Origin of the sequence: Mesorhizobium sp. M5C.F.Ca.ET.164.01.1.1, from assembly GCF_004792125.1 — a bacterium.
Lineage (GTDB): Bacteria > Pseudomonadota > Alphaproteobacteria > Rhizobiales > Rhizobiaceae > Mesorhizobium > Mesorhizobium wenxiniae.
Genome location: NZ_SRTG01000001.1, coordinates 1,365,432 through 1,382,747, shown reverse-complemented (window position 1 = coordinate 1,382,747; position 17,316 = coordinate 1,365,432). Strand labels below are relative to the sequence as shown.

The following is a 17,316-nucleotide window of genomic DNA, read 5'->3' as shown; positions in this document are numbered from 1 at the left end:
ATACGCCACACCCAAAGTCGCTTCCTGCTATCGGAGGCTGCAAAAAAACTGCATGGCCAGGCTTTACTTTGGCTGGAAAGGCACAGAAAAAGGGCTTTCTTCAAGTCTGCGGGGGCAGATGTCGGCCTGTATCAGTTTTCGTGAAGTCAAGTCTTTCCGGTGCCTCGTCATCCTTTTCGGCCTGCTGATCGGCCTGAATTCTCCCGCCATGTCCGACGACATGGTTCTCAGGGGCCCGACGGAAAGCTGGGTAAAGCAGGTTGATATTCCGGCTGCCGACCCTGCGCGATCGGATCAGGTCAAAAACGGCATTTCATGGCTGCTCTCGGACGATCAGATCAATCACCGCGCCGTCGGCTATGTTGAATACTGGCGCACTGTCTACAAGATCGTCGACCGTCCCGGCCTCGAACAGGGCGCGGGGATCGATCTGCAGTTCGACCCGTCCCGACACAAGGTCACGCTCAACCATCTTCAAATCATCCGCGATGGTGCCGTGCTGGACCGACTGGAAGACGTCAAATTCGACATTTTCCGCAAGGAAAAAGACGCCGAGAAAGGCGTCTTCGATGGCTGGCTGACAGCGCATGCCAATATCGATGACGTGCGCGTCGGCGACATCATCGACTATGGATCGACCTATGAGGTAACCCCGCTCGTCGGGAAGGAGCTTTTCTTCAAAAGTTTCGCGTCCGAATGGGAAGAACCGGTAGCGCTTATCAGGACCACCATCACCTGGCCGACCGCACAGCCGCTGCACGTCAAGACACGGGGAACCCAACTCCGGCCTTCGATCTCTTCATCGGGATCGGACAGTGTCTATTTGTGGGAAATTGCAAACCCGAAACCGGTCAAGGTTGAGGACAATCTGCCGGCAGAGTATCCGGCCTGGGGCTCTGTCGATGTATCCTCCACTGCGAATTGGCAAAGTGTGGTCGATGCAGTTGCGGCCCATTATAAGCCCGTCACCAGCTTTCCTGCCGACTTCGCCGCAAAGCTCGACGCTATAGCCATCAAGGATCCGGTACCCGCGGACCGGATGGTCCAGGCGATGCAGTTGGTGCAGGATCAGATACGCTATGTCAGCCTGTCCATCGGTGCCGGATCTCACATTCCGCGCGACCCTGCGACTGTCCTGCGTAGCGGATTTGGTGATTGCAAGGACAAGGCATTGCTGCTTGCTTCGTCGCTCGTGCGACTTGGCATTTCTGCCGAAGTGGCCCTGGCGGATCTCGACCAGGGACGGGCCCTGGATCAGCATCTGCCGGCGCTTAGCAATTTCGATCATGCTATCGTGAAGGTAAAGATCGGAACCCAGATATATTGGCTGGACGCCACCAACGATCTTCAAGGGGGTAAGGCGCACAATCTCGTGCAAGCCGACTACGGCTTCGCGCTGCCGCTTTCCAGCACTGGCGGATTGGAAAAGATGCCAAGTGCGGTGCTTACCAGTCCGTCGGTCCAGGTTGAGGAACAGTTCGACTTTCCAAGGAAATCGGGCGACCCGCTGACGCTGACGGTCTTCTCGATGTATGAAGACGCCAACGCCGACTGGATGCGTCAAAAACTGGCCAGCCAGTCCTTGACCGATCTCTCCAACACCTATCTGCAATACTACAGCAAGCAGTATCCCGGTATCCGAAGCATCGCCGGACTGGATATCATCGACCGCCGTGACGGCAACGTCCTGAGTGTAAAAGAGAGTTACCAATTGCCGGCAGACGCGCTGGCGGCCAACGACCTTGCCAAGCAATTTACCATCAAGGCCGATCTCGGGGGCAGTCTTCCGACGCCAACGATGGTCGGCAGGATCGGTCCTATTTCTCTCGGCACTCCATTTTACAAGCGCTACAGCATCGTCATGCGCAATCTGAAAGCCAGGTTTTCCGGGGAGCAGATAAAGGACGTCATTACGCCCTATGTCTCGCTCAAGGCATCCTGGAGCAACACCCCAACCGAATTTCGTGTTGGTTGGAACTTCCAGACATTGGAGACGGAGGTGCCGGCCAAGGCGATCGTCGATTATCTGAAATCCGTTGACGACATCGCCGACAATCTCCAGTGGCAGTATGATTTTACTTACGAAGACCCGCCGCTGGCGAAGGTGAAGGTCCGCGATCCGGCCATGGAACAACGGCAAGTTATCGCCAGCATGTTTTTACTGTCCCTGCTCGTCGGAGTTCCATTCTTCATCGCCTATCGGCGCAGCAGACACTCAGTTTTCGGTGGCTGATAAAAACTTCAGCAGCCTGTTGGCTGGCTGGAGGGTGGCCCCGTCAGGTTTGCCCGATGCTACTCCGCGGCACCTCTGAAGCATTCGCCCCGGTTTCGAACTGCAGCTTGGCCAGCCGCGCATAGATACCGCCCCTGGCAACGAGGCTTTGATGGGTGCCTTCCTCGACGATGCAGCCGCCATCCATGACGAGGATCCGGTCGGCCTTCAGAACCGTCGCCAGCCGGTGGGCGATAACGATGGTGGTGCGGCCCTGCATCAGCCGCTCCAGCGCCGTCTGCACCAGCGTCTCGCTTTCGGCGTCGAGTGCCGAGGTCGCCTCGTCGAGCAGAAGGATCGGCGCATCCCGCAGAATCGCGCGGGCAATCGCCACGCGCTGGCGCTGGCCGCCGGACAGGGTCACGCCGCGCTCGCCGACCTCGCTGTCATAGCCTTTCTCGAGCTTCAGGATGAACTCGTCGGCAAGCGCATCCTTGGCCGCCGCCTCGATCTCGGCCTGGCTGGCGTCCGGACGGCCGAAGCCGATATTGTCACGCGCGCTGGCCGCGAAGATGGTGACATCCTGCGGCACGATGGCGATGCGCTCTCGTATGGCGACGGGATCGGCCTCTCGCACATTAACGCCGTCGATCATGATCTTGCCGATCTCGGGGTCATAGAAGCGCAGAAGCAGCGAAAAGACGGTGCTCTTGCCGGCGCCCGACGGGCCCACGATCGCCACCGTCTCGCCGGGCTTGACCTGGAAACTCAGACCGTGGACGGCGGCGCGGTCGGGCCCAGCCGGATAGGAGAAGGATACGTCGTCAAAACTTATTGCGCCTCTGGCCGTCGCCGGTAGCAGTTTCGGATGCGCGGGGGCTTGGATCGCGGGCTTCTCGGCCAGGATCTCGGTCAGCCGTTCGGCAGCACCCGCCGCCTGGGCAAGCTCGCCCCACACTTCCGACAGCGCACCGAGCGCGCCGGCGGCGAACACCGAATAGAGCAGGAATTGGCCGAGCGTGCCCGGCGACAGCGTCCCGCCAAGCACGTCGCGCGATCCGAACCACAGCACCGCCACCACCGAGGAAAAGATCATGAAGATGGCGAAGAAGGTGAGGAAAGATCGGGCAAAGATCGAAGATCGCGCCGCCTCGAACGCGGCTTCCACGGCAGATGAAAAATTCCCGGTGACCAGTTTCTCGTTGGTGAAGGCCTGCAGGGTGCGCACCGCGCCGATCTGCTCGCTGGCATAGGCCGTCGCGTCGGCCAGCGTGTCCTGCGCCAGCCGCGATTTGCGCCGCACCGAGCGGCCGAAGGCGACCAGCGGCAGCACGATCACCGGGATAGCGGCAATGACGAGGCCCGACAGTTTCGGGCTGGTGAAGACCATCATCGCCACGGCGCCGAGCCCCAGGATGACATTGCGCAGCGCCACCGAAGCGGTGGCACCGACCGCCGATTTTATCTGCGTTGTGTCGGCGGCGAGCCGCGACACAATCTCGCCCGACTGGGCGGTGTCGAAGAAAGATGGCGACAGCGTCGTGACATGGCGGAACACGTCGTTGCGGATGTCGGCGACGACGCGCTCGCCCAGCGTGATGACGAAATAGTAGCGGCTGGCCGACGCCGCGGCGAGCAAGGCAGCCATCACCACCAGCATGGCGAAATACTCGGCGATGAAACTGGAATCGGAAGCTGAAAAGCCGTGGTCGATCATGCGCCGCACGGCCAGCGGCAGCGCCAGCGTCGTCGCCGCCGCTACGGTCAGCGAGACGACCGCGCCAATGACCATCTTACGGTAGCGGGTGATATAGGGGAACAGGCGCCGCAGCGGCTTGAGCGAGCGCCTACGCTCGTCTGCATCGCCGCTGGAGTGCGCCATAACCGTTTCCTCTGGCTCTTTTTGTATGCGCCTTAATATGCGCTTGTCGCGGCCTTGTGATTCAATTCCGGCTGATGTATAGGCTCGCCGACCGTTTTTAAAAGCCGTGGCTCCTCAATAGCTGCGGCTTCGAGTTTTAAAAAGGGGCGCATCGACGCAGGCTTATGCCCGTCAGCAGCGCCGGCGAACCAGGAATAGCACAATGAAGACCGACATCCATCCCGACTACCACACCATCAAGATCGTCATGACCGACGGCACCGAATACATGACCCGTTCGACCTGGGGCAAGGAGGGCGACACGATGAACCTCGACATCGACCCGACCACCCATCCGGCCTGGACCGGCGGCCAGCAGACCCTGCTCGACCGCGGCGGCCGCTTGTCGAAGTTCAAGAAGCGTTTCGAAGGTTTCGGCCTCTAAGCCGCAGGCCTTTCGCAGATCAAGAACCCGCCCTCGTGGCGGGTTTTTTGTTGACTGGAGCCACCCGGCACAGGAGGGTCGACTGGTTGGCGAAGGGCGGCGACATGATGGCATTCAACGATGAACGATGGTCCGGCCTCACGGGCGGATACAAGGTCGTTTATGATTCACGGCCGGCCTTGCGAAGGCTGGCCGTTCACTACGATGACAAGTCGGTCTGGGACGAGCTCTGGAACGAACTGCATCATCAGGGCGATGTTGGAGACGCATCTTACGCCGCGGTTGTGGAACTGGCTCGCATCTCCGAAGGCGAAACTCCCGTATATTGGGGAGCTTACGGTCTGGCCGCGACGATCGAAGAAGCGCGATTGGCCTACGACCGGAACCCGCCGGTTCCGGATTGGATCGAACCACACTACAAAACTGCGTGGCAGATCCTTTTCGAATTGGCCTTGCGGGATCTGGCAGTTTCGGCGGACGACCCGACCGTAAACTGCGCATTGGCCGTTGTCGCCCTTCATAGAGGCCGGTTCAGCCTCGGCCGCATGGCGATGTGCGCGGAAGATGAGCGCACGGAAATGCTACGGGATTATTTCGGCCGGTAGTCTCCGGCTCTATTCGCCGACCAGTTCGCGCAGCGCCATCCGCTTATAGGCGGCGACCAGGTCGTCGCCTTCTTGCCGCCCGACCGAGATTGCCAGCCGCATGGTGGCCTCGCCCATCTGCCAGATGAGAAACGCCGTCGTTTCCAGCGCCGCCGGATCGGCGGCAGGCCGCAGCCGTTTTAGCACCGCCGTGAGGAATTCGGCGTTGGCCCGGCTGTCGGCAAGCTCGAGTTCGCGCAGCGCCTTGTCGGCCTGTGTGCCCGACCAGATGTCACGCATCACCGGCTCCGCCAGGAACAGCCCGTAATAGATATCCACCAGCTCGGAAAACGCCCGCCGCAGCCCTTCCACGTCGCTCACCTCGGCAAGTGCTGCCGCGATGCAGGCCTGGCTTTCGGCGGTGTAGCGCTCGGCCAGCGCCCAGACGATCGCCCGCTTGTCCGGGAAGAACTGGTAGAGCGAACCGATCGACACGCCGGCCCGTTCCGCCACTTCGCCCATGCGCATGGCATCGCTGCCTTGCTCGGCGATCAAAGCGGAGGCGGCGGCAAGCATCCGTTCGACCCGTTCGCGGCTGCGTTGCTGGCTTGGCGCCCGGCGCGGCGAGGCGATCTGGCCATCCTGTGAACCCGATACGGTCGAACCTTCCATCACTGTCTCCTGGCGAATGATCGATAAATTGGCTTGACTCGCAAAATACGAGGGTTTATCACGTTTTGCAAATGTGAGGATTACTCATGTTTTTAAACAAAGGAGAACCACCATGAACGACACAGCGAAAAAACCGACTTTGATCCTCGGCGGCACCGGCAAAACCGGCCGTCGACTCGCGGACAGGCTGACGGCGCAAGGCCTGCCGGTGCGGATCGGCTCGCGCTCGGGCACGCCGCCCTTCGACTGGGAAAACAACACGACCTGGGAACACGCGCTTGATGGTGTCGGCGCCGTCTACATCAGCTACTATCCTGATCTTGCGGTGCCCGGTGCGGCCGAAGCGGTCGGCGCCTTCGCCAACCTTGCCGTGGAGCGCGGTGTGCGCCGGCTGGTGCTGCTGTCGGGGCGCGGCGAAACGGAAGCGCAACGCGCCGAAGAGATGCTGAAGGCCTCAGGCGCCGACTGGACGATCCTGCGCTGCGCCTGGTTTTCGCAGAATTTCAGCGAGAGTTTTTTGCTTGATCCACTGCACGCCGGTGAGGTGGCTTTGCCGGTCGGCACTGTCGGAGAGCCGTTCGTCGACGCCGACGATATCGCCGACGCCGCCGTGACGGTGCTCACCCGGCAAGGCCATGTCGGCCAGCTGTACGAGCTGACTGGACCAAGGCTGCTGAGTTTCGCCGACGCGATCGCCGAGATCGGCAAGGCGAGCGGCCGCGACATTCGGTTCAAACGGATTTCGCATGCCGAGTTCACCGCCGCAGTAGCCGGGTACGAGTTGCCGGCCGAGTTCGCCTGGCTGCTCAACGAGTTGTTCACCGAGGTGCTCGACGGCCGCAACGAGGCGCTAACCGACGGCGTCGAGCGCGTGCTCGGCCGCGCCCCCAAAGACTTTTCCACTTATGCAACCGAAACCGCCGCTACGGGCATCTGGAGCAACTGACATGATCATGAAACTGCTTCCCACCCTCACCTTCATTGCCGCGCTCGGCTCGGGCGTCGTCGCTGGTGTCTTCTTCGCATTTTCCAGCTTCGTCATGCCGGGCCTCGCCCGCATGCCTGCCGCGGGCGGCATCGCCGCCATGAATTCGATCAATGTCACTGCGGTGACGCCGATGTTCATGACGGCGCTTTTCGGCACCGGACTGGTCTGCCTCGTCCTCGCAGTCGGCGCTATCATCGGCTGGAACCAGCCGGGTTCGTTTTGGCTTCTCGCCGGCGCCCTGATCTACGTCGTCGGCAACCTGATCGTGACCATGATCTTCAACGTGCCGCTCAACAACGCGCTGGCCGCCGTCGATCCGGCCGGCGCCAACGGCGCCGCCGTGTGGGCCACCTATCTCAGGGACTGGGTGATGTGGAACCACGTCCGCACCATTACCGCCATCGTGGCGCTGGGCTGCTTCATCGTGGCATGGCGGTGAATGAGGGCAGAAATCTAAAAGACCTGCGTCAGGCAGCAGGGTCTTTTGACTTGTGGCCCTTACGATCGGCATGACCGAGATCGCGATCCGGATCGATGACGTCGCGGACCAGTTGCTTGAGCTTTGCGGCATCGGGAAAGCCGCCGTCGCGCTTGCGGTCCCACACAAGCGTCTCGTTGCAGCTGATGGTGAAGATGCCGCCGGTGCCGGGCACCAGCGTGACCTCGCCCAGATCCGTTCCGAAAGTCGAGAGCAGCTCCTGCGCCATCCAGCCGGCCCGCAGCAGCCACTGGCACTGCGTGCAATAGGTGATGCGGACCTGAGGCAGCGCCTGTGGGATCATCTCGGACTGAGCTCGCTCATGTTAGACTGAGCTTTGCTCATGTTAGACTGAGCTTTGCTCATGTCAGACTGAGCTTTGCTCATGTCAGACTGAGCTTTGCTCATGTCAGACTGAGCTTTGCTCATGTCAGACTGAGCTTTGCTCATGTCTTCGGGCTGAGCTGTGCTCATGCGGCGCTGAGCTTCGCCATGGTCTCGTCGTCGACCTCGAAATTGGCGTAGACACTCTGCACGTCGTCATCGTCCTCAAGCGTCGCGACCAGCTTCATCAGCGATTGTGCCCGCTCCTCGTCGACCGCGATGTTGGTTTGCGGCTTCCAGATCGGCTTCACCGATTCAGCCTCGCCGAGCGCCCCTTCCAGCGCCTTCGAAACTTCGCCGAGGTTCTCGAAGGCGCAATAGATCGTGTGGCCTTCCTCGTCCGACTGGACGTCGTCGGCACCGGCTTCGATCGCTGCTTCCATGACCTTCTCGGCACTGCCGACTGACGCCGGATAGAAGATCTCGCCGACACGGTCCCACATGAACGACACCGAGCCGGTTTCGCCCATCGCCCCACCGGCCTTGGTGAAGGCGGCGCGCACATTCGACGCCGAGCGGTTGCGGTTGTCGGTCAGCGCCTCGACGATCAGCGCAACGCCGCCTGGCCCGTAGCCTTCGTAGCGCACGGCTTCGTAAGTCTCGGCGTCGCCCATCGATGCCTTGTTGATGGCGCGCTGGATATTGTCCTTCGGCATCGATACCGCCTTGGCGTTCTGCACGGCCAAGCGCAGGCGCGGGTTCATCGACGGATCCGGCGTGCCGCTCTTGGCGGCGACGGTTATTTCGCGCGCCAGCTTGGAAAACATTTTCGACCGCACCGCGTCCTGGCGGCCCTTGCGGTGCATGATGTTCTTGAACTGTGAATGGCCAGCCATGGCACCCCTGTCGTCTTCTTGGCAGAGCATCCTGCAGCGAGACCTCGCCTTTTGCCAAAATGCTCGAATTCATAATTTCAGAGCGTTCCTGGTGCGTCCGGATGGACGTACGGCGCTCTATGTCGGAATGGCCGGCTTATAGATAAATCGGCTCAATTCGTCCAGCCGCGCCGTAACGGTGGTGCGCAACACGTCCCGCCAGTTGCATTCCTGCGGCCATTCACCCGTCCAGATCGGATTTCAGCCGGTCGAGAATGCTGATCGCGTGCGTGGCGTACTGGCTGATCCAGCGGTCGTGGATCTGCTTGATCGGCAGCGCATTGAGATGGTTCCAGCGCTCGCGCCCCTCGCGCCGCGCCACCACCAGGTCGGCTTCCTCCAGCACTTTCAGATGCAGCATGACGGTGCAGCGATCCATGTCGGGAAAGGCATCGCACAGCATGCCGGTGGTCCGCGGCGCGTCCTTCAGCTCGTCCAGCAGCGCTCGCCGGCGTGGATGCGCCAGCGCCTTGAAAACATTGTCGTCCTGCGCTTGGCTTGACATGTTATGTTTTTATAACATAATATCGATCTGATCAAGGAAGGAGCTGTGGATATGTCTCTTGGATTCAGAGTTTCGGGCCGCATCGGCAAACCGGTCGCCGAAGTTTTCGACGCGGTCGTCAATCCGAATATGCTCAGCGGCTATTTCACCACGATCGGCGGCGCCAGCGCGCCGCTGGTGGCGGGCGCCGGCGTCGTCTGGTGGGGCAAGGTTCCGGTCGAGGTCGACGAGGTGACGAAGGACAGCCGCATCGTGCTGCGCTGGGACGCAACCGACGCCGCCGGTAAGCCGGCCTACAAGACCCGCATCGAGATGAATTTCGAGCCGCTGGACGACGGCGGCACCTTTGTCACCATCGCCGAGACCGGCTGGCACGAGGACGCGGTCGGGCTGAAGAAGTCTTACCTCAACTGCGAGGGTTGGTCGCAGATGCTGGCCTGCATGAAGGCCTATGTCGAATACGGGATCAACCTGCGCGACGGCTATTACCGCAGCGAGATCAAGGGCGAACCGGCCAGTGAAGACAATATCTGAGAAGACGGAGGAAAGAATGACTGCGAGGATCACCGGCGGCATCAACATCGCCATGAAAGTGCCGCCCCACCAATATCAGGACACGATCGCCTTCTATCGGGATGTCGTCGCCCTGAAGCCGTTTACAGCCAAAGCGCCGGCTGTTGGTTTCGAACTCGGCCCCAATCGCCTGTGGATCGATGAGGCGCCGATGCTGAGCCAGGCAGAGGTCTGGCTGGAGCTTTTCACCGATGATTTTCCGGGCGCCGCCGATCATCTCGCCAAGGCCGGCGTCGTGCGCTGCGACGCCATCGAGGCGCTCGGCGAAGGTTTTCGTGGCGGCTGGATCACCAATCCGGCCAACATCATTCGCCGGGTGCGCGAACCAGACGCCTGGTGACCCGACGCCTGCTGACAGAGACGGCGCCGACTTGAAAAGGAGGACGCTATGGAAATCCGCGAGACACCGGTCGCCGAAGCCGGCATGCTGATCCGGCGGCCGGTTGCAGAAGTGTTCGAAGCCATCGTCGATCCGGCGATCACCAGGAAATTCTGGTTCACTCATGGTAGCAACAGGCTGGACAGCGGCAAGGAGGTTCGCTGGGAATGGCGCATGTATGGCGTCTCGACGACGGTCACGATCAGCGAGATCGTCATGAACGAAAAGATCGTTATGCAATGGAGCGATCCGCCGACCACGGTGGTCTGGACCTTTACCGAGATGCCCGACCGTACGACCTTCGTCGAAGTCCGCAACTTCGGCTTTGCCGGCAGCCCCGATGAGCAGGTCAAGCAGGCGATCGGCTCGACCGATGGCTTCGCGCTGGTGCTCGCCGGCGCCAAAGCGTGGCTGGAGCAAGGGCTGACGCTTGGCTTGATCGGCGACCGTCACCCGAAGGGCGTGCCTGCGATTTAGGAAGTGATCCGGCTTCCTCCGAACAAGCGTGTTGGGCTCAGTGCCCGCCGGCCTTTGCCTTTCTCCGGCGCCGCGACAGCATGTTGAGGCCCTCGACCAGCGCCGAGAACCCCATGGCGGCGTAGATGTATCCCTTCGGCACATGGAAGCCCATGCCGTCGGCGATCAGCGTCATGCCGATCATCAGCAGGAAACTCAGCGCCAGCATGACGATGCTCGGGTTCTTGGCGATGAAATCGGCAAGCGGCCCGGCCGCCAGCATCATCACTGTGACTGCCACGATGACGGCGATGTACATGATGGCGATCTCGTCGGTCATGCCGACCGCGGTGATGATCGAATCGATCGAGAAGACGAGGTCGAGCAACAGGATCTGGAAGATGGCGCCGGCCATCGAAAGCTGCAGCGTCTCGCCCATCATCGTGTCCTGGTGATCCTCGAGATCGACCGTGTGGTGTATCTCCTTGGTCGCCTTCCAGACGAGGAACAGGCCGCCGGCGATCAGGATCAGATCGCGCCAGGAAAAGCCATGGCCGAAAGCGGTGAATACCGGCGCCGTCAACTGGACGATGATCGAGATGGTGGCAAGCAGCACCAGCCGCATGATCAGCGCGGCAGAAATGCCGAGCCGCCGGGCGCGGGCCCGTTGTGCCTCCGGCAATTTGTTGGTCAGGATCGAGATGAAGATCAGATTGTCGATGCCGAGCACGACCTCCAGCACGATCAGCGTCAGCAACGCGACCCACGCGGTCGGATCGGAGACAAAGGCGAAATGCGGCGCCAGGAATTCGATGAGCTGCATGGAGGTCGTCCCCTCTTACGATCTAGAGCAGTGTCGCCGGCAGTTAGGTATCGTAGGCGTTGATATCAATGTCACGACCAGAAAGATGGCGCCGTTTCCTCAAGCCGTGGTCCGCGGCGAAACGGCGCAATCCGCTCGGTCAGGCCGCTGCGATCCGAAATGTCGACACCGACGCCGCACAATGTCGCCGGGCCGGTCGCCGCCTCGAAGCGTCCTTTCGGCACCTTCGACAGAAACCGGTTGAGCGGCTCCTCCTTGTCCATGCCGAGCGAGGAATCATAGTCGCCGCACATGCCGGCGTCGGAGATATAGCCGGTGCCGCCATTGAGGATATGGTGGTCGCCGGTCGGCTGGTGCGTGTGTGTGCCGACGACCAGACTGGCGCGGCCGTCGACGAAATGCGCAAAGCACATTTTTTCAGAGGTCGCCTCGGCATGGAAATCGATGACCACCGCATCGGCCTGCTCGCCGAGCGGGCAGGCGGCAAGCTCGCGCTCACCGGCCTGGAACGGATCGTCGAGTTCGGGATGCATGAACACCCGGCCCATGATGTTGGCGACCAGAACGCGCGCGCCATTCCTGGCAATGTAGACGCCGGAGCCGCGCCCCGGCGTGCCCTTGGGGAAATTGGACGGACGCAGGAACCGTTCCTCGCGCGGCGCGAAAGCCAGCGCATCGCGCTGGTCCCAGACATGATTGCCGGTGGTGACGACATCAGCGCCCGCCGAGATCGTCTCGCGAAAGATCTCTTCGGTGATGCCGAAGCCGCCGGCGGCGTTCTCGCCATTGACGATGACGAAGTCGAGTTTGAAATCCGAGATCAGGCCGGGCAATTGTTCCCACACCGCCGTGCGTCCCGTCTTGCCGACCATATCGCCGAGGAAGAGAAGTCTCATATAAGCATGATCCGAACCGAAGGTCAGCGAAGCAAAAAGCTGCATGACTTTCGCAAAAGACCATGCGTCCAGGAACTTATCTACAATTTCGGCGCGAACCGGCGCAACCCGTTCTCGGTGAGTATTTCCGAGATGATCACGTCATGCGGCTCGTCCGGCACCAGCGCCACCTCCTGGCAGTCGAAAGCAATGCCGATCAGCCGCGGCGGCTGCCCCTTGTCGACCAGCCGCGCGATCGCGCGGTCGTAATAACCGGCGCCGTATCCGATCCGGTGGCCGCGCGCGTCGAAGGCCGCGAGCGGCACGAGCATCACCTGGGGATCGAGCACCTCCGCCTCCTCATGCGGTCCGACGGTGCCGAACCCCATGTCGATCATCGGTGCGCCACGCACCAGTTCGCGAAAGACGATGGTCGTCTTGTCGAGAATCGCAGGCAGGCAAAGCCTTGCTCCCTTTTCGCGCAAGGCGAACATCAGCGGCCGGATGTCGACTTCCGAGCGCATCGGCCAGAAGCCGGAGACGATCTGGCCAGGCTCTATCGCAATGCTGTCCCGCGCCGTCTCGGCCATTTCGAGCGCTGCCTCCACCCGCCAGAATGGATCGAGCGCATCGCGGCGCCCGAGTGCTTCCTTGCGGAGATGTTTTTTCAGTTCTTTTGGAGAGGTCATGGAGCCAAGGTAGAAAAGGTCGGATCTGGTTGGAGCTTTGGGGGCGACGTTTTCTACCGCATGATCCACCGAAGTGTGAGTGGGTCCCTTGCGTCGGGTGACGATCCACACAACCGGTGGAGAGAGCGATCCCGGGAACCTACAAAGTAGGTGGGCGCCGTATGAGAAAACCCACGGGTCTTCCCAGGGACAGCTCCCTAGGGATCATTAAGGCCCCGGGGAAAATGTTCTCCTGCCGGGAAGCGCAGACCGTCACGGCCAATATAGGCTGACGATCGACCAAGCGCCAGAGAGATGGCCATGTTCGCCGGCTTAATTCGTCACAAAGCCCTGCCTGGGACCTGCGCGACACGAAGGTTTCACCGCGCCTCGCCGCCGTGCCTTGCACAGGCTGGGCTGTCTCCTTACGGTTGCCGTCACAAACCGAGGAGCAAGAATGCGTTTCGAAGGCACGGCGGCCTATGTCGCCGACAAGGATCTGATGGTGGCGGTCAATGCGGCGATCGCGCTGGAGCGGCCATTGCTGGTCAAGGGCGAGCCCGGCACCGGCAAGACCGAACTGGCCAGGCAAGTGGCGGCGGCGCTCGGCCTCGAGCTGATCGAATGGCACGTCAAGTCGACGACAAGGGCGCAGCAGGGTCTCTACGAGTATGACGCCGTCTCGCGGCTGCGCGACAGCCAGCTCGGCGACGAGCGCTTCAACGACATCAGGAACTATATCAACCGTGGCAAGCTGTGGGACGCCTTCGCCGCAGGCAAAAAGGTCGTGCTTCTGATCGACGAGATCGACAAGGCCGACATCGAGTTCCCCAACGACCTGTTGCAGGAACTCGATAGGATGGAGTTCTTCGTCTACGAGACCGGCGAAACGATCCGCGCCGCCGTACGCCCCATCGTCATCATCACCTCCAACAACGAGAAGGAACTGCCGGACGCCTTCTTGCGCCGCTGCTTCTTCCACTATATCCGCTTCCCCGACGTCGAGACGCTGCACAGGATAGTCGACGTGCACTATCCCGGCATCAAGCAGAACCTGGTGCGCGCCGCATTGACCCAGTTCTACGAGATCCGCGACGTGCCTGGCCTGAAGAAGAAGCCGTCGCCCTCAGAGGCGCTCGATTGGATCAGACTTTTGGTCGCCGATGACATCGCGCCCGAGGATCTGCGCGCCGACCCGAAGAATGCGCTGCCGAAATTGCATGGTGCGCTTTTGAAGAACGAACAGGACGTGCATCTGTTCGAGCGCCTGGCATTTATGGCGAGAAGGCAGGGGTGAGGAGCGGTCGGCCAAAGGCCGACGAAAAGCCAACGATTTGGCTTTTCGAGCGACGGACGCCCGGAGCCATAGCGGAGGGCCGGGCATAGGCGTCGGACAGCGCTTTCCCGTTGCTGGACCGTTGCCGCCGGCCGGGCACCGAGGCAGCTTGGGCATTGAAGCTTCGGAAGGGAAATGAAATGACCGGGATTACCGTCCACCCACTGGCACAATCCGACCACGCCGACTGGCAGCGTCTGTGGACTGCCTACCTCACCTTCTACGAAACCAAACTGCCGGAGGAGGTCTACGCCGTCACCTGGAAGCGGCTGTTCACGGCGGGTGAGTTCGAACCGAAGGGGTTCATCGCCACCCTCGACGGCAAGGCGGTCGGCCTGACCCACTATCTCTATCATCGCTCCTGCTGGTCGCAGATCAACAACTGCTATCTGCAGGACCTGTTCGCCGACCCGGACGTGCGCGGCAAGGGCGTCGGCGCCGCCCTGATCGAAGCGGTCAAGCAGGAAGCCGGCAAGGTCGGCGTCAAGAACGTCTACTGGATGACCCACGAAACCAACACCACAGCGCGTAAGCTCTACGACCACGTGGCGCGGCGAACCGGCTTCATCGAGTATGATCTGCTATAGGCAGTGCGATGTTCATCCCCTTCTTCCTCGAACTGAAGGCTGCGCGGGTTCCCGTCTCGCTCCGAGAATATCTGTGGCTGCTCGAAGGGCTGGAGGCGGGGCTGGTGGACTATGACGTCGAGGGATTTTACTATCTCGCCCGCTCAGCACTGGTGAAGGACGAGCGCCACATCGACCGTTTCGACCAGGTCTTTTCGCACGTTTTCAAGGGCGTCGAAGCGCTGGCTGGCGAAAACGCGGTCGATGTCGAAAACATTCCGGAGGAATGGCTGCGCCGGCTTGCCGAAAAGCACCTGACCGATGAGGAGAAAAAGCTGGTCGAAGCGCTCGGCGGTTTCGAGAAGCTGATGGAAACGCTGAAGAAGCGGCTGGAGGAACAGAAGGGCCGCCACCAGGGTGGCTCGAAATGGATCGGCACCGGCGGCACCTCACCCTTCGGCGCCTATGGCTACAATCCCGAAGGCGTTCGCATCGGCCAGCATGAAAGCCGCAACCGCCGCGCGGTGAAAGTCTGGGACAAGCGCGAGTTCAGCAATTTCGACGATGCCGTCGAGCTCGGCACCCGCAACATCAAGATCGCGCTGAAGCGCCTGCGCCGCTGGGTGCGCGAAGGCGCCGAGGAGGAGTTCGACCTGCCCGGCACCATCCACGCCACGGCCGAGCACGGCTATCTCGACGTGCGGACGCGGCCCGAACGGCGCAATGCCGTGAAGCTGCTGATGTTCTTCGATGTCGGCGGCTCGATGGACGATCACATCAGAAGCGTCGAGGAGCTGTTTTCGGCCGCCCGCGCCGAATTCCGCCAGCTCGAATGTTTCTACTTCCACAACTGCCTGTACGAAGGTGTGTGGAAGGACAATCGCCGCCGCCATGCGGAGGTGATTCCGACCTTCGACCTGCTCCACAAATACGGTCCGGACTACAAGGTGATCGTCGTCGGCGACGCCTCGATGAGCCCCTATGAGATCGCGCATCCCGGCGGCTCGGTCGAGCACTGGAATCCGGAAGCCGGCATCGTTTGGCTCGGCCGTCTGCTGCAGCAATGGCCGAACGCGGTGTGGCTCAACCCGGAAAATGAGAAACACTGGGGCTATACTCATTCGATCGCCATGATCCGCGATATCTTCGGCGGCCGCATGTTTCCGCTGACGCTCGCCGGGCTCGAAGCCGCGACGAAGCAGCTTTCGAGGAAGCACTGAATGGATTTTCGGTACGCAAGACAGGAAGACCGATGACATGTTTCCTCTGCCTGCAATGTGGCGTCCAGTTCGCGGCAGCAGCCGCGCCGCCGGAGCATTGCCCGATCTGCGAGGACGAGCGGCAATATGTGCGCTGGGAGGGCCAGGCCTGGATCACGCCGGAAGAGCTCGCCGCCGGGCATCGGATCGTGATCAAGGACGATGCCGGCGTGCTCGCCCTCGGCATCGAGCCGCGCTTCGCCATCGGTCAGCGGGCGCTGCTGGCGCAAACGCCGCACGGCAATGTGCTGTGGGACTGCATCTCGATGGTCAGCGACGAGGCGGTGGCCGAAATCAACCGACGAGGCGGCCTGGCAGCGATCGCCATTTCGCACTGCCATTATTATTCGGCAATGGTCGAGTGGAGCGAGGCGTTTGGCGGCGTTCCGATCTACCTGCACGCCGATGACCGTCAGTGGATCATGCGGCCGCATCCGGCTGTTGTCAGTTGGGAGGGCGAGACGCGCGCCCTAAACCCCTCTCTGACACTTATCCGTTGCGGCGGTCACTTTGCCGGTGGCCAGGTGCTGCACTGGAAGCGAGCCGGCGGCGACGCCATCCTGGCCGGCGACATCTTGCAGGTGACGCCGACCCGCCGCCATGTCAGTTTCATGTACAGCTACCCGAACTACATCCCGCTCAATGCGGCGAAAGTGGTCGGCATCAAGGCTGCGCTGGAACCTTTCGCGTTCGACCATATCTACGGCGCATGGTGGAACCAGAACGTCATCGGAGACGCAAAGATGGCATTTGCAGGGTCGGTTGCGCGGTACCTCGCGGCGATCGCCTGAGGAATTCTTCGCGGCAGGATCGAAATACCGGCAAACGCCGTACCGAATGCCTATTTTAGGCGAACTGGGGAAGACAACCCCAATAGCGGCATGAGCTAAGAGGCGAAAAAATGGATAGCCACACCTACCCTGTCACCCGCACCGATGCCGAATGGCGCGCCCGGCTGACGCCGGAGCAATATGCGGTGATGCGCAATCACGGCACCGAGCGGCCGGGCAGCTGCGCCCTGCTTCACGAGAAGCGCGCCGGCACCTTCTCCTGCGTCGGCTGCGACCAGCCTTTGTTCGAATCCAAGCTGAAATTCGAGAGCGGCACCGGCTGGCCGAGCTTCAACGACCCGGTGCCCGGTTCGGTCGAGACGACGGTCGACCACAGCTACGGCATGGTCCGCACCGAATGCCATTGCGCCCGCTGCGGCAGCCATCTTGGCCATGTCTTCGAGGACGGCCCGCCGCCGACCGGCCTGCGCTATTGTATCAATGGCGTCGCGCTGAAATTCGAGCCGGCCGCCTGATAGAGCAATTCCAGGAAAAGTGTGAACGGTTTTCCGTCCGGAATTGCGCAAAAACAAAGAGATAGATCGGT

21 protein-coding genes and 1 other RNA gene are annotated in these 17,316 nt (G+C 61.4%); 13 read left to right on the top strand and 9 right to left on the bottom strand.

What is annotated here, in order from left to right; translation table 11 throughout:
• Positions 1-52: 52 nt before the first annotated feature.
• On the top strand, positions 53-2,233 hold the full coding sequence (locus tag EN807_RS06680) for a DUF3857 domain-containing transglutaminase family protein (protein WP_189522361.1): 2,181 nt from the start codon (positions 53-55) through the stop codon (positions 2,231-2,233).
• Between the two features lie 43 nt (positions 2,234-2,276).
• Here the strand turns inward: EN807_RS06680 and EN807_RS06675 are convergent, their stop codons facing one another.
• A complete protein-coding gene (locus tag EN807_RS06675; protein ID WP_135934353.1) occupies positions 2,277-4,094 on the bottom strand; it encodes an ABC transporter transmembrane domain-containing protein in 1,818 nt (605 codons plus the stop codon).
• Positions 4,095-4,296: 202 nt separating this feature from the next.
• Between EN807_RS06675 and rpmE the strand changes: the two genes are divergently transcribed.
• Both rpmE and EN807_RS06665 read left to right on the top strand, forming a co-directional pair.
• A complete protein-coding gene (gene rpmE / locus EN807_RS06670; protein WP_065011237.1) occupies positions 4,297-4,518 on the top strand; it encodes a 50S ribosomal protein L31 in 222 nt (73 codons plus the stop codon).
• A gap of 86 nt (positions 4,519-4,604) precedes the next feature.
• Positions 4,605-5,123: a hypothetical protein gene (locus EN807_RS06665; RefSeq protein WP_246684021.1), complete on the top strand. Its 519-nt coding sequence runs from the start codon at positions 4,605-4,607 to the stop codon at positions 5,121-5,123.
• Between the two features lie 9 nt (positions 5,124-5,132).
• On the opposite strand, the gene EN807_RS06660 is transcribed toward EN807_RS06665, so the two are convergent.
• Positions 5,133-5,774 carry a TetR/AcrR family transcriptional regulator gene (locus tag EN807_RS06660; RefSeq protein ID WP_135934352.1) on the bottom strand — a complete coding sequence of 214 codons (642 nt, stop codon included), beginning with the start codon at positions 5,772-5,774 and terminating at the stop codon, positions 5,133-5,135.
• Positions 5,775-5,886: 112 nt separating this feature from the next.
• On the opposite strand from EN807_RS06660, the gene EN807_RS06655 reads away from it, so the two are divergent.
• Positions 5,887-6,720 (top strand): NAD(P)H-binding protein, encoded by an 834-nt coding sequence (locus EN807_RS06655; protein WP_135934351.1) that lies wholly within the window; start codon positions 5,887-5,889, stop codon positions 6,718-6,720.
• A gap of 1 nt (position 6,721) precedes the next feature.
• Positions 6,722-7,201 carry an anthrone oxygenase family protein gene (locus EN807_RS06650; protein ID WP_135934350.1) on the top strand — a complete coding sequence of 160 codons (480 nt, stop codon included), beginning with the start codon at positions 6,722-6,724 and terminating at the stop codon, positions 7,199-7,201.
• Positions 7,202-7,229: 28 nt separating this feature from the next.
• Here the strand turns inward: EN807_RS06650 and EN807_RS06645 are convergent, their stop codons facing one another.
• The 3 genes from EN807_RS06645 to EN807_RS06635 all read right to left on the bottom strand — a co-directional run bounded on the left by EN807_RS06645 (position 7,230) and on the right by EN807_RS06635 (position 9,004).
• A complete protein-coding gene (locus EN807_RS06645) occupies positions 7,230-7,544 on the bottom strand; it encodes a SelT/SelW/SelH family protein (RefSeq protein WP_135934349.1) in 315 nt (104 codons plus the stop codon).
• 166 nt (positions 7,545-7,710) lie between these two features.
• Positions 7,711-8,460 (bottom strand): YebC/PmpR family DNA-binding transcriptional regulator, encoded by a 750-nt coding sequence (locus tag EN807_RS06640; protein WP_135934348.1) that lies wholly within the window; start codon positions 8,458-8,460, stop codon positions 7,711-7,713.
• A 220-nt stretch (positions 8,461-8,680) separates the two neighbouring features.
• A complete protein-coding gene (locus tag EN807_RS06635; RefSeq protein ID WP_135934347.1) occupies positions 8,681-9,004 on the bottom strand; it encodes a metalloregulator ArsR/SmtB family transcription factor in 324 nt (107 codons plus the stop codon).
• A 51-nt stretch (positions 9,005-9,055) separates the two neighbouring features.
• On the opposite strand from EN807_RS06635, the gene EN807_RS06630 reads away from it, so the two are divergent.
• Genes EN807_RS06630 through EN807_RS06620 form a run of 3 tightly spaced genes read left to right on the top strand, consistent with a single transcriptional unit; the run spans position 9,056 to position 10,433 of the window.
• Positions 9,056-9,538 (top strand): SRPBCC domain-containing protein, encoded by a 483-nt coding sequence (locus EN807_RS06630; protein WP_135934346.1) that lies wholly within the window; start codon positions 9,056-9,058, stop codon positions 9,536-9,538.
• Positions 9,539-9,554: 16 nt separating this feature from the next.
• Positions 9,555-9,917 (top strand): hypothetical protein, encoded by a 363-nt coding sequence (locus tag EN807_RS06625; protein WP_135934345.1) that lies wholly within the window; start codon positions 9,555-9,557, stop codon positions 9,915-9,917.
• A 48-nt stretch (positions 9,918-9,965) separates the two neighbouring features.
• Positions 9,966-10,433, top strand: a complete 468-nt coding sequence (locus tag EN807_RS06620; RefSeq protein ID WP_135934344.1) for an SRPBCC family protein — start codon at positions 9,966-9,968, stop codon at positions 10,431-10,433.
• A gap of 37 nt (positions 10,434-10,470) precedes the next feature.
• Here the strand turns inward: EN807_RS06620 and EN807_RS06615 are convergent, their stop codons facing one another.
• From EN807_RS06615 to ssrS, 4 genes are all read right to left on the bottom strand, one after another.
• Positions 10,471-11,235 carry a TerC family protein gene (locus EN807_RS06615; protein ID WP_127314480.1) on the bottom strand — a complete coding sequence of 255 codons (765 nt, stop codon included), beginning with the start codon at positions 11,233-11,235 and terminating at the stop codon, positions 10,471-10,473.
• A gap of 71 nt (positions 11,236-11,306) precedes the next feature.
• Positions 11,307-12,131: a YmdB family metallophosphoesterase gene (locus EN807_RS06610; protein WP_095495408.1), complete on the bottom strand. Its 825-nt coding sequence runs from the start codon at positions 12,129-12,131 to the stop codon at positions 11,307-11,309.
• Between the two features lie 80 nt (positions 12,132-12,211).
• Complete coding sequence (locus tag EN807_RS06605) at positions 12,212-12,799, bottom strand: 5-formyltetrahydrofolate cyclo-ligase (RefSeq protein ID WP_135934343.1); 588 nt, start codon at positions 12,797-12,799, stop codon at positions 12,212-12,214.
• Positions 12,800-12,897: 98 nt separating this feature from the next.
• Positions 12,898-13,053: non-coding RNA, 6S RNA (gene ssrS, locus EN807_RS06600), on the bottom strand.
• A gap of 182 nt (positions 13,054-13,235) precedes the next feature.
• Here ssrS and EN807_RS06595 point away from each other — a divergent pair.
• The 5 genes from EN807_RS06595 (at position 13,236) to msrB (ending at position 17,245) form a co-directional block, all read left to right on the top strand.
• Positions 13,236-14,075, top strand: coding sequence for a MoxR family ATPase (locus EN807_RS06595; protein ID WP_135934342.1), 840 nt, complete (start codon positions 13,236-13,238; stop codon positions 14,073-14,075).
• A gap of 179 nt (positions 14,076-14,254) precedes the next feature.
• The gene (locus tag EN807_RS06590) at positions 14,255-14,701 is read left to right on the top strand and encodes a GNAT family N-acetyltransferase (RefSeq protein WP_135934341.1); all 447 of its coding nucleotides are present in this window, start codon (positions 14,255-14,257) and stop codon (positions 14,699-14,701) included.
• Between the two features lie 8 nt (positions 14,702-14,709).
• On the top strand, positions 14,710-15,900 hold the full coding sequence (locus EN807_RS06585) for a VWA domain-containing protein (protein WP_135934340.1): 1,191 nt from the start codon (positions 14,710-14,712) through the stop codon (positions 15,898-15,900).
• Between the two features lie 32 nt (positions 15,901-15,932).
• Positions 15,933-16,730: an MBL fold metallo-hydrolase gene (locus EN807_RS06580; RefSeq protein ID WP_135934339.1), complete on the top strand. Its 798-nt coding sequence runs from the start codon at positions 15,933-15,935 to the stop codon at positions 16,728-16,730.
• A gap of 110 nt (positions 16,731-16,840) precedes the next feature.
• Positions 16,841-17,245, top strand: coding sequence for a peptide-methionine (R)-S-oxide reductase MsrB (msrB, locus tag EN807_RS06575; protein WP_135934338.1), 405 nt, complete (start codon positions 16,841-16,843; stop codon positions 17,243-17,245).
• Positions 17,246-17,316: the final 71 nt, after the last annotated feature.

Bases quoted from the DNA above. Each gene is read 5' to 3' on its own strand.
- EN807_RS06680 (WP_189522361.1), top strand. From the start codon at position 53: ATGGCCAGGCTTTACTTTGGCTGGAAAGGCACAGAAAAAGGGCTTTCT.
- EN807_RS06675 (WP_135934353.1), bottom strand. From the start codon at position 4,094: ATGGCGCACTCCAGCGGCGATGCAGACGAGCGTAGGCGCTCGCTCAAG.
- rpmE (WP_065011237.1), top strand. From the start codon at position 4,297: ATGAAGACCGACATCCATCCCGACTACCACACCATCAAGATCGTCATG.
- EN807_RS06660 (WP_135934352.1), bottom strand. From the start codon at position 5,774: ATGGAAGGTTCGACCGTATCGGGTTCACAGGATGGCCAGATCGCCTCG.
- EN807_RS06655 (WP_135934351.1), top strand. From the start codon at position 5,887: ATGAACGACACAGCGAAAAAACCGACTTTGATCCTCGGCGGCACCGGC.
- EN807_RS06650 (WP_135934350.1), top strand. From the start codon at position 6,722: ATGATCATGAAACTGCTTCCCACCCTCACCTTCATTGCCGCGCTCGGC.
- EN807_RS06645 (WP_135934349.1), bottom strand. From the start codon at position 7,544: ATGATCCCACAGGCGCTGCCTCAGGTCCGCATCACCTATTGCACGCAG.
- EN807_RS06640 (WP_135934348.1), bottom strand. From the start codon at position 8,460: ATGGCTGGCCATTCACAGTTCAAGAACATCATGCACCGCAAGGGCCGC.
- EN807_RS06635 (WP_135934347.1), bottom strand. From the start codon at position 9,004: ATGTCAAGCCAAGCGCAGGACGACAATGTTTTCAAGGCGCTGGCGCAT.
- EN807_RS06630 (WP_135934346.1), top strand. From the start codon at position 9,056: ATGTCTCTTGGATTCAGAGTTTCGGGCCGCATCGGCAAACCGGTCGCC.
- EN807_RS06625 (WP_135934345.1), top strand. From the start codon at position 9,555: ATGACTGCGAGGATCACCGGCGGCATCAACATCGCCATGAAAGTGCCG.
- EN807_RS06620 (WP_135934344.1), top strand. From the start codon at position 9,966: ATGGAAATCCGCGAGACACCGGTCGCCGAAGCCGGCATGCTGATCCGG.
- EN807_RS06615 (WP_127314480.1), bottom strand. From the start codon at position 11,235: ATGCAGCTCATCGAATTCCTGGCGCCGCATTTCGCCTTTGTCTCCGAT.
- EN807_RS06610 (WP_095495408.1), bottom strand. From the start codon at position 12,131: ATGAGACTTCTCTTCCTCGGCGATATGGTCGGCAAGACGGGACGCACG.
- EN807_RS06605 (WP_135934343.1), bottom strand. From the start codon at position 12,799: ATGACCTCTCCAAAAGAACTGAAAAAACATCTCCGCAAGGAAGCACTC.
- EN807_RS06595 (WP_135934342.1), top strand. From the start codon at position 13,236: ATGCGTTTCGAAGGCACGGCGGCCTATGTCGCCGACAAGGATCTGATG.
- EN807_RS06590 (WP_135934341.1), top strand. From the start codon at position 14,255: ATGACCGGGATTACCGTCCACCCACTGGCACAATCCGACCACGCCGAC.
- EN807_RS06585 (WP_135934340.1), top strand. From the start codon at position 14,710: ATGTTCATCCCCTTCTTCCTCGAACTGAAGGCTGCGCGGGTTCCCGTC.
- EN807_RS06580 (WP_135934339.1), top strand. From the start codon at position 15,933: ATGACATGTTTCCTCTGCCTGCAATGTGGCGTCCAGTTCGCGGCAGCA.
- msrB (WP_135934338.1), top strand. From the start codon at position 16,841: ATGGATAGCCACACCTACCCTGTCACCCGCACCGATGCCGAATGGCGC.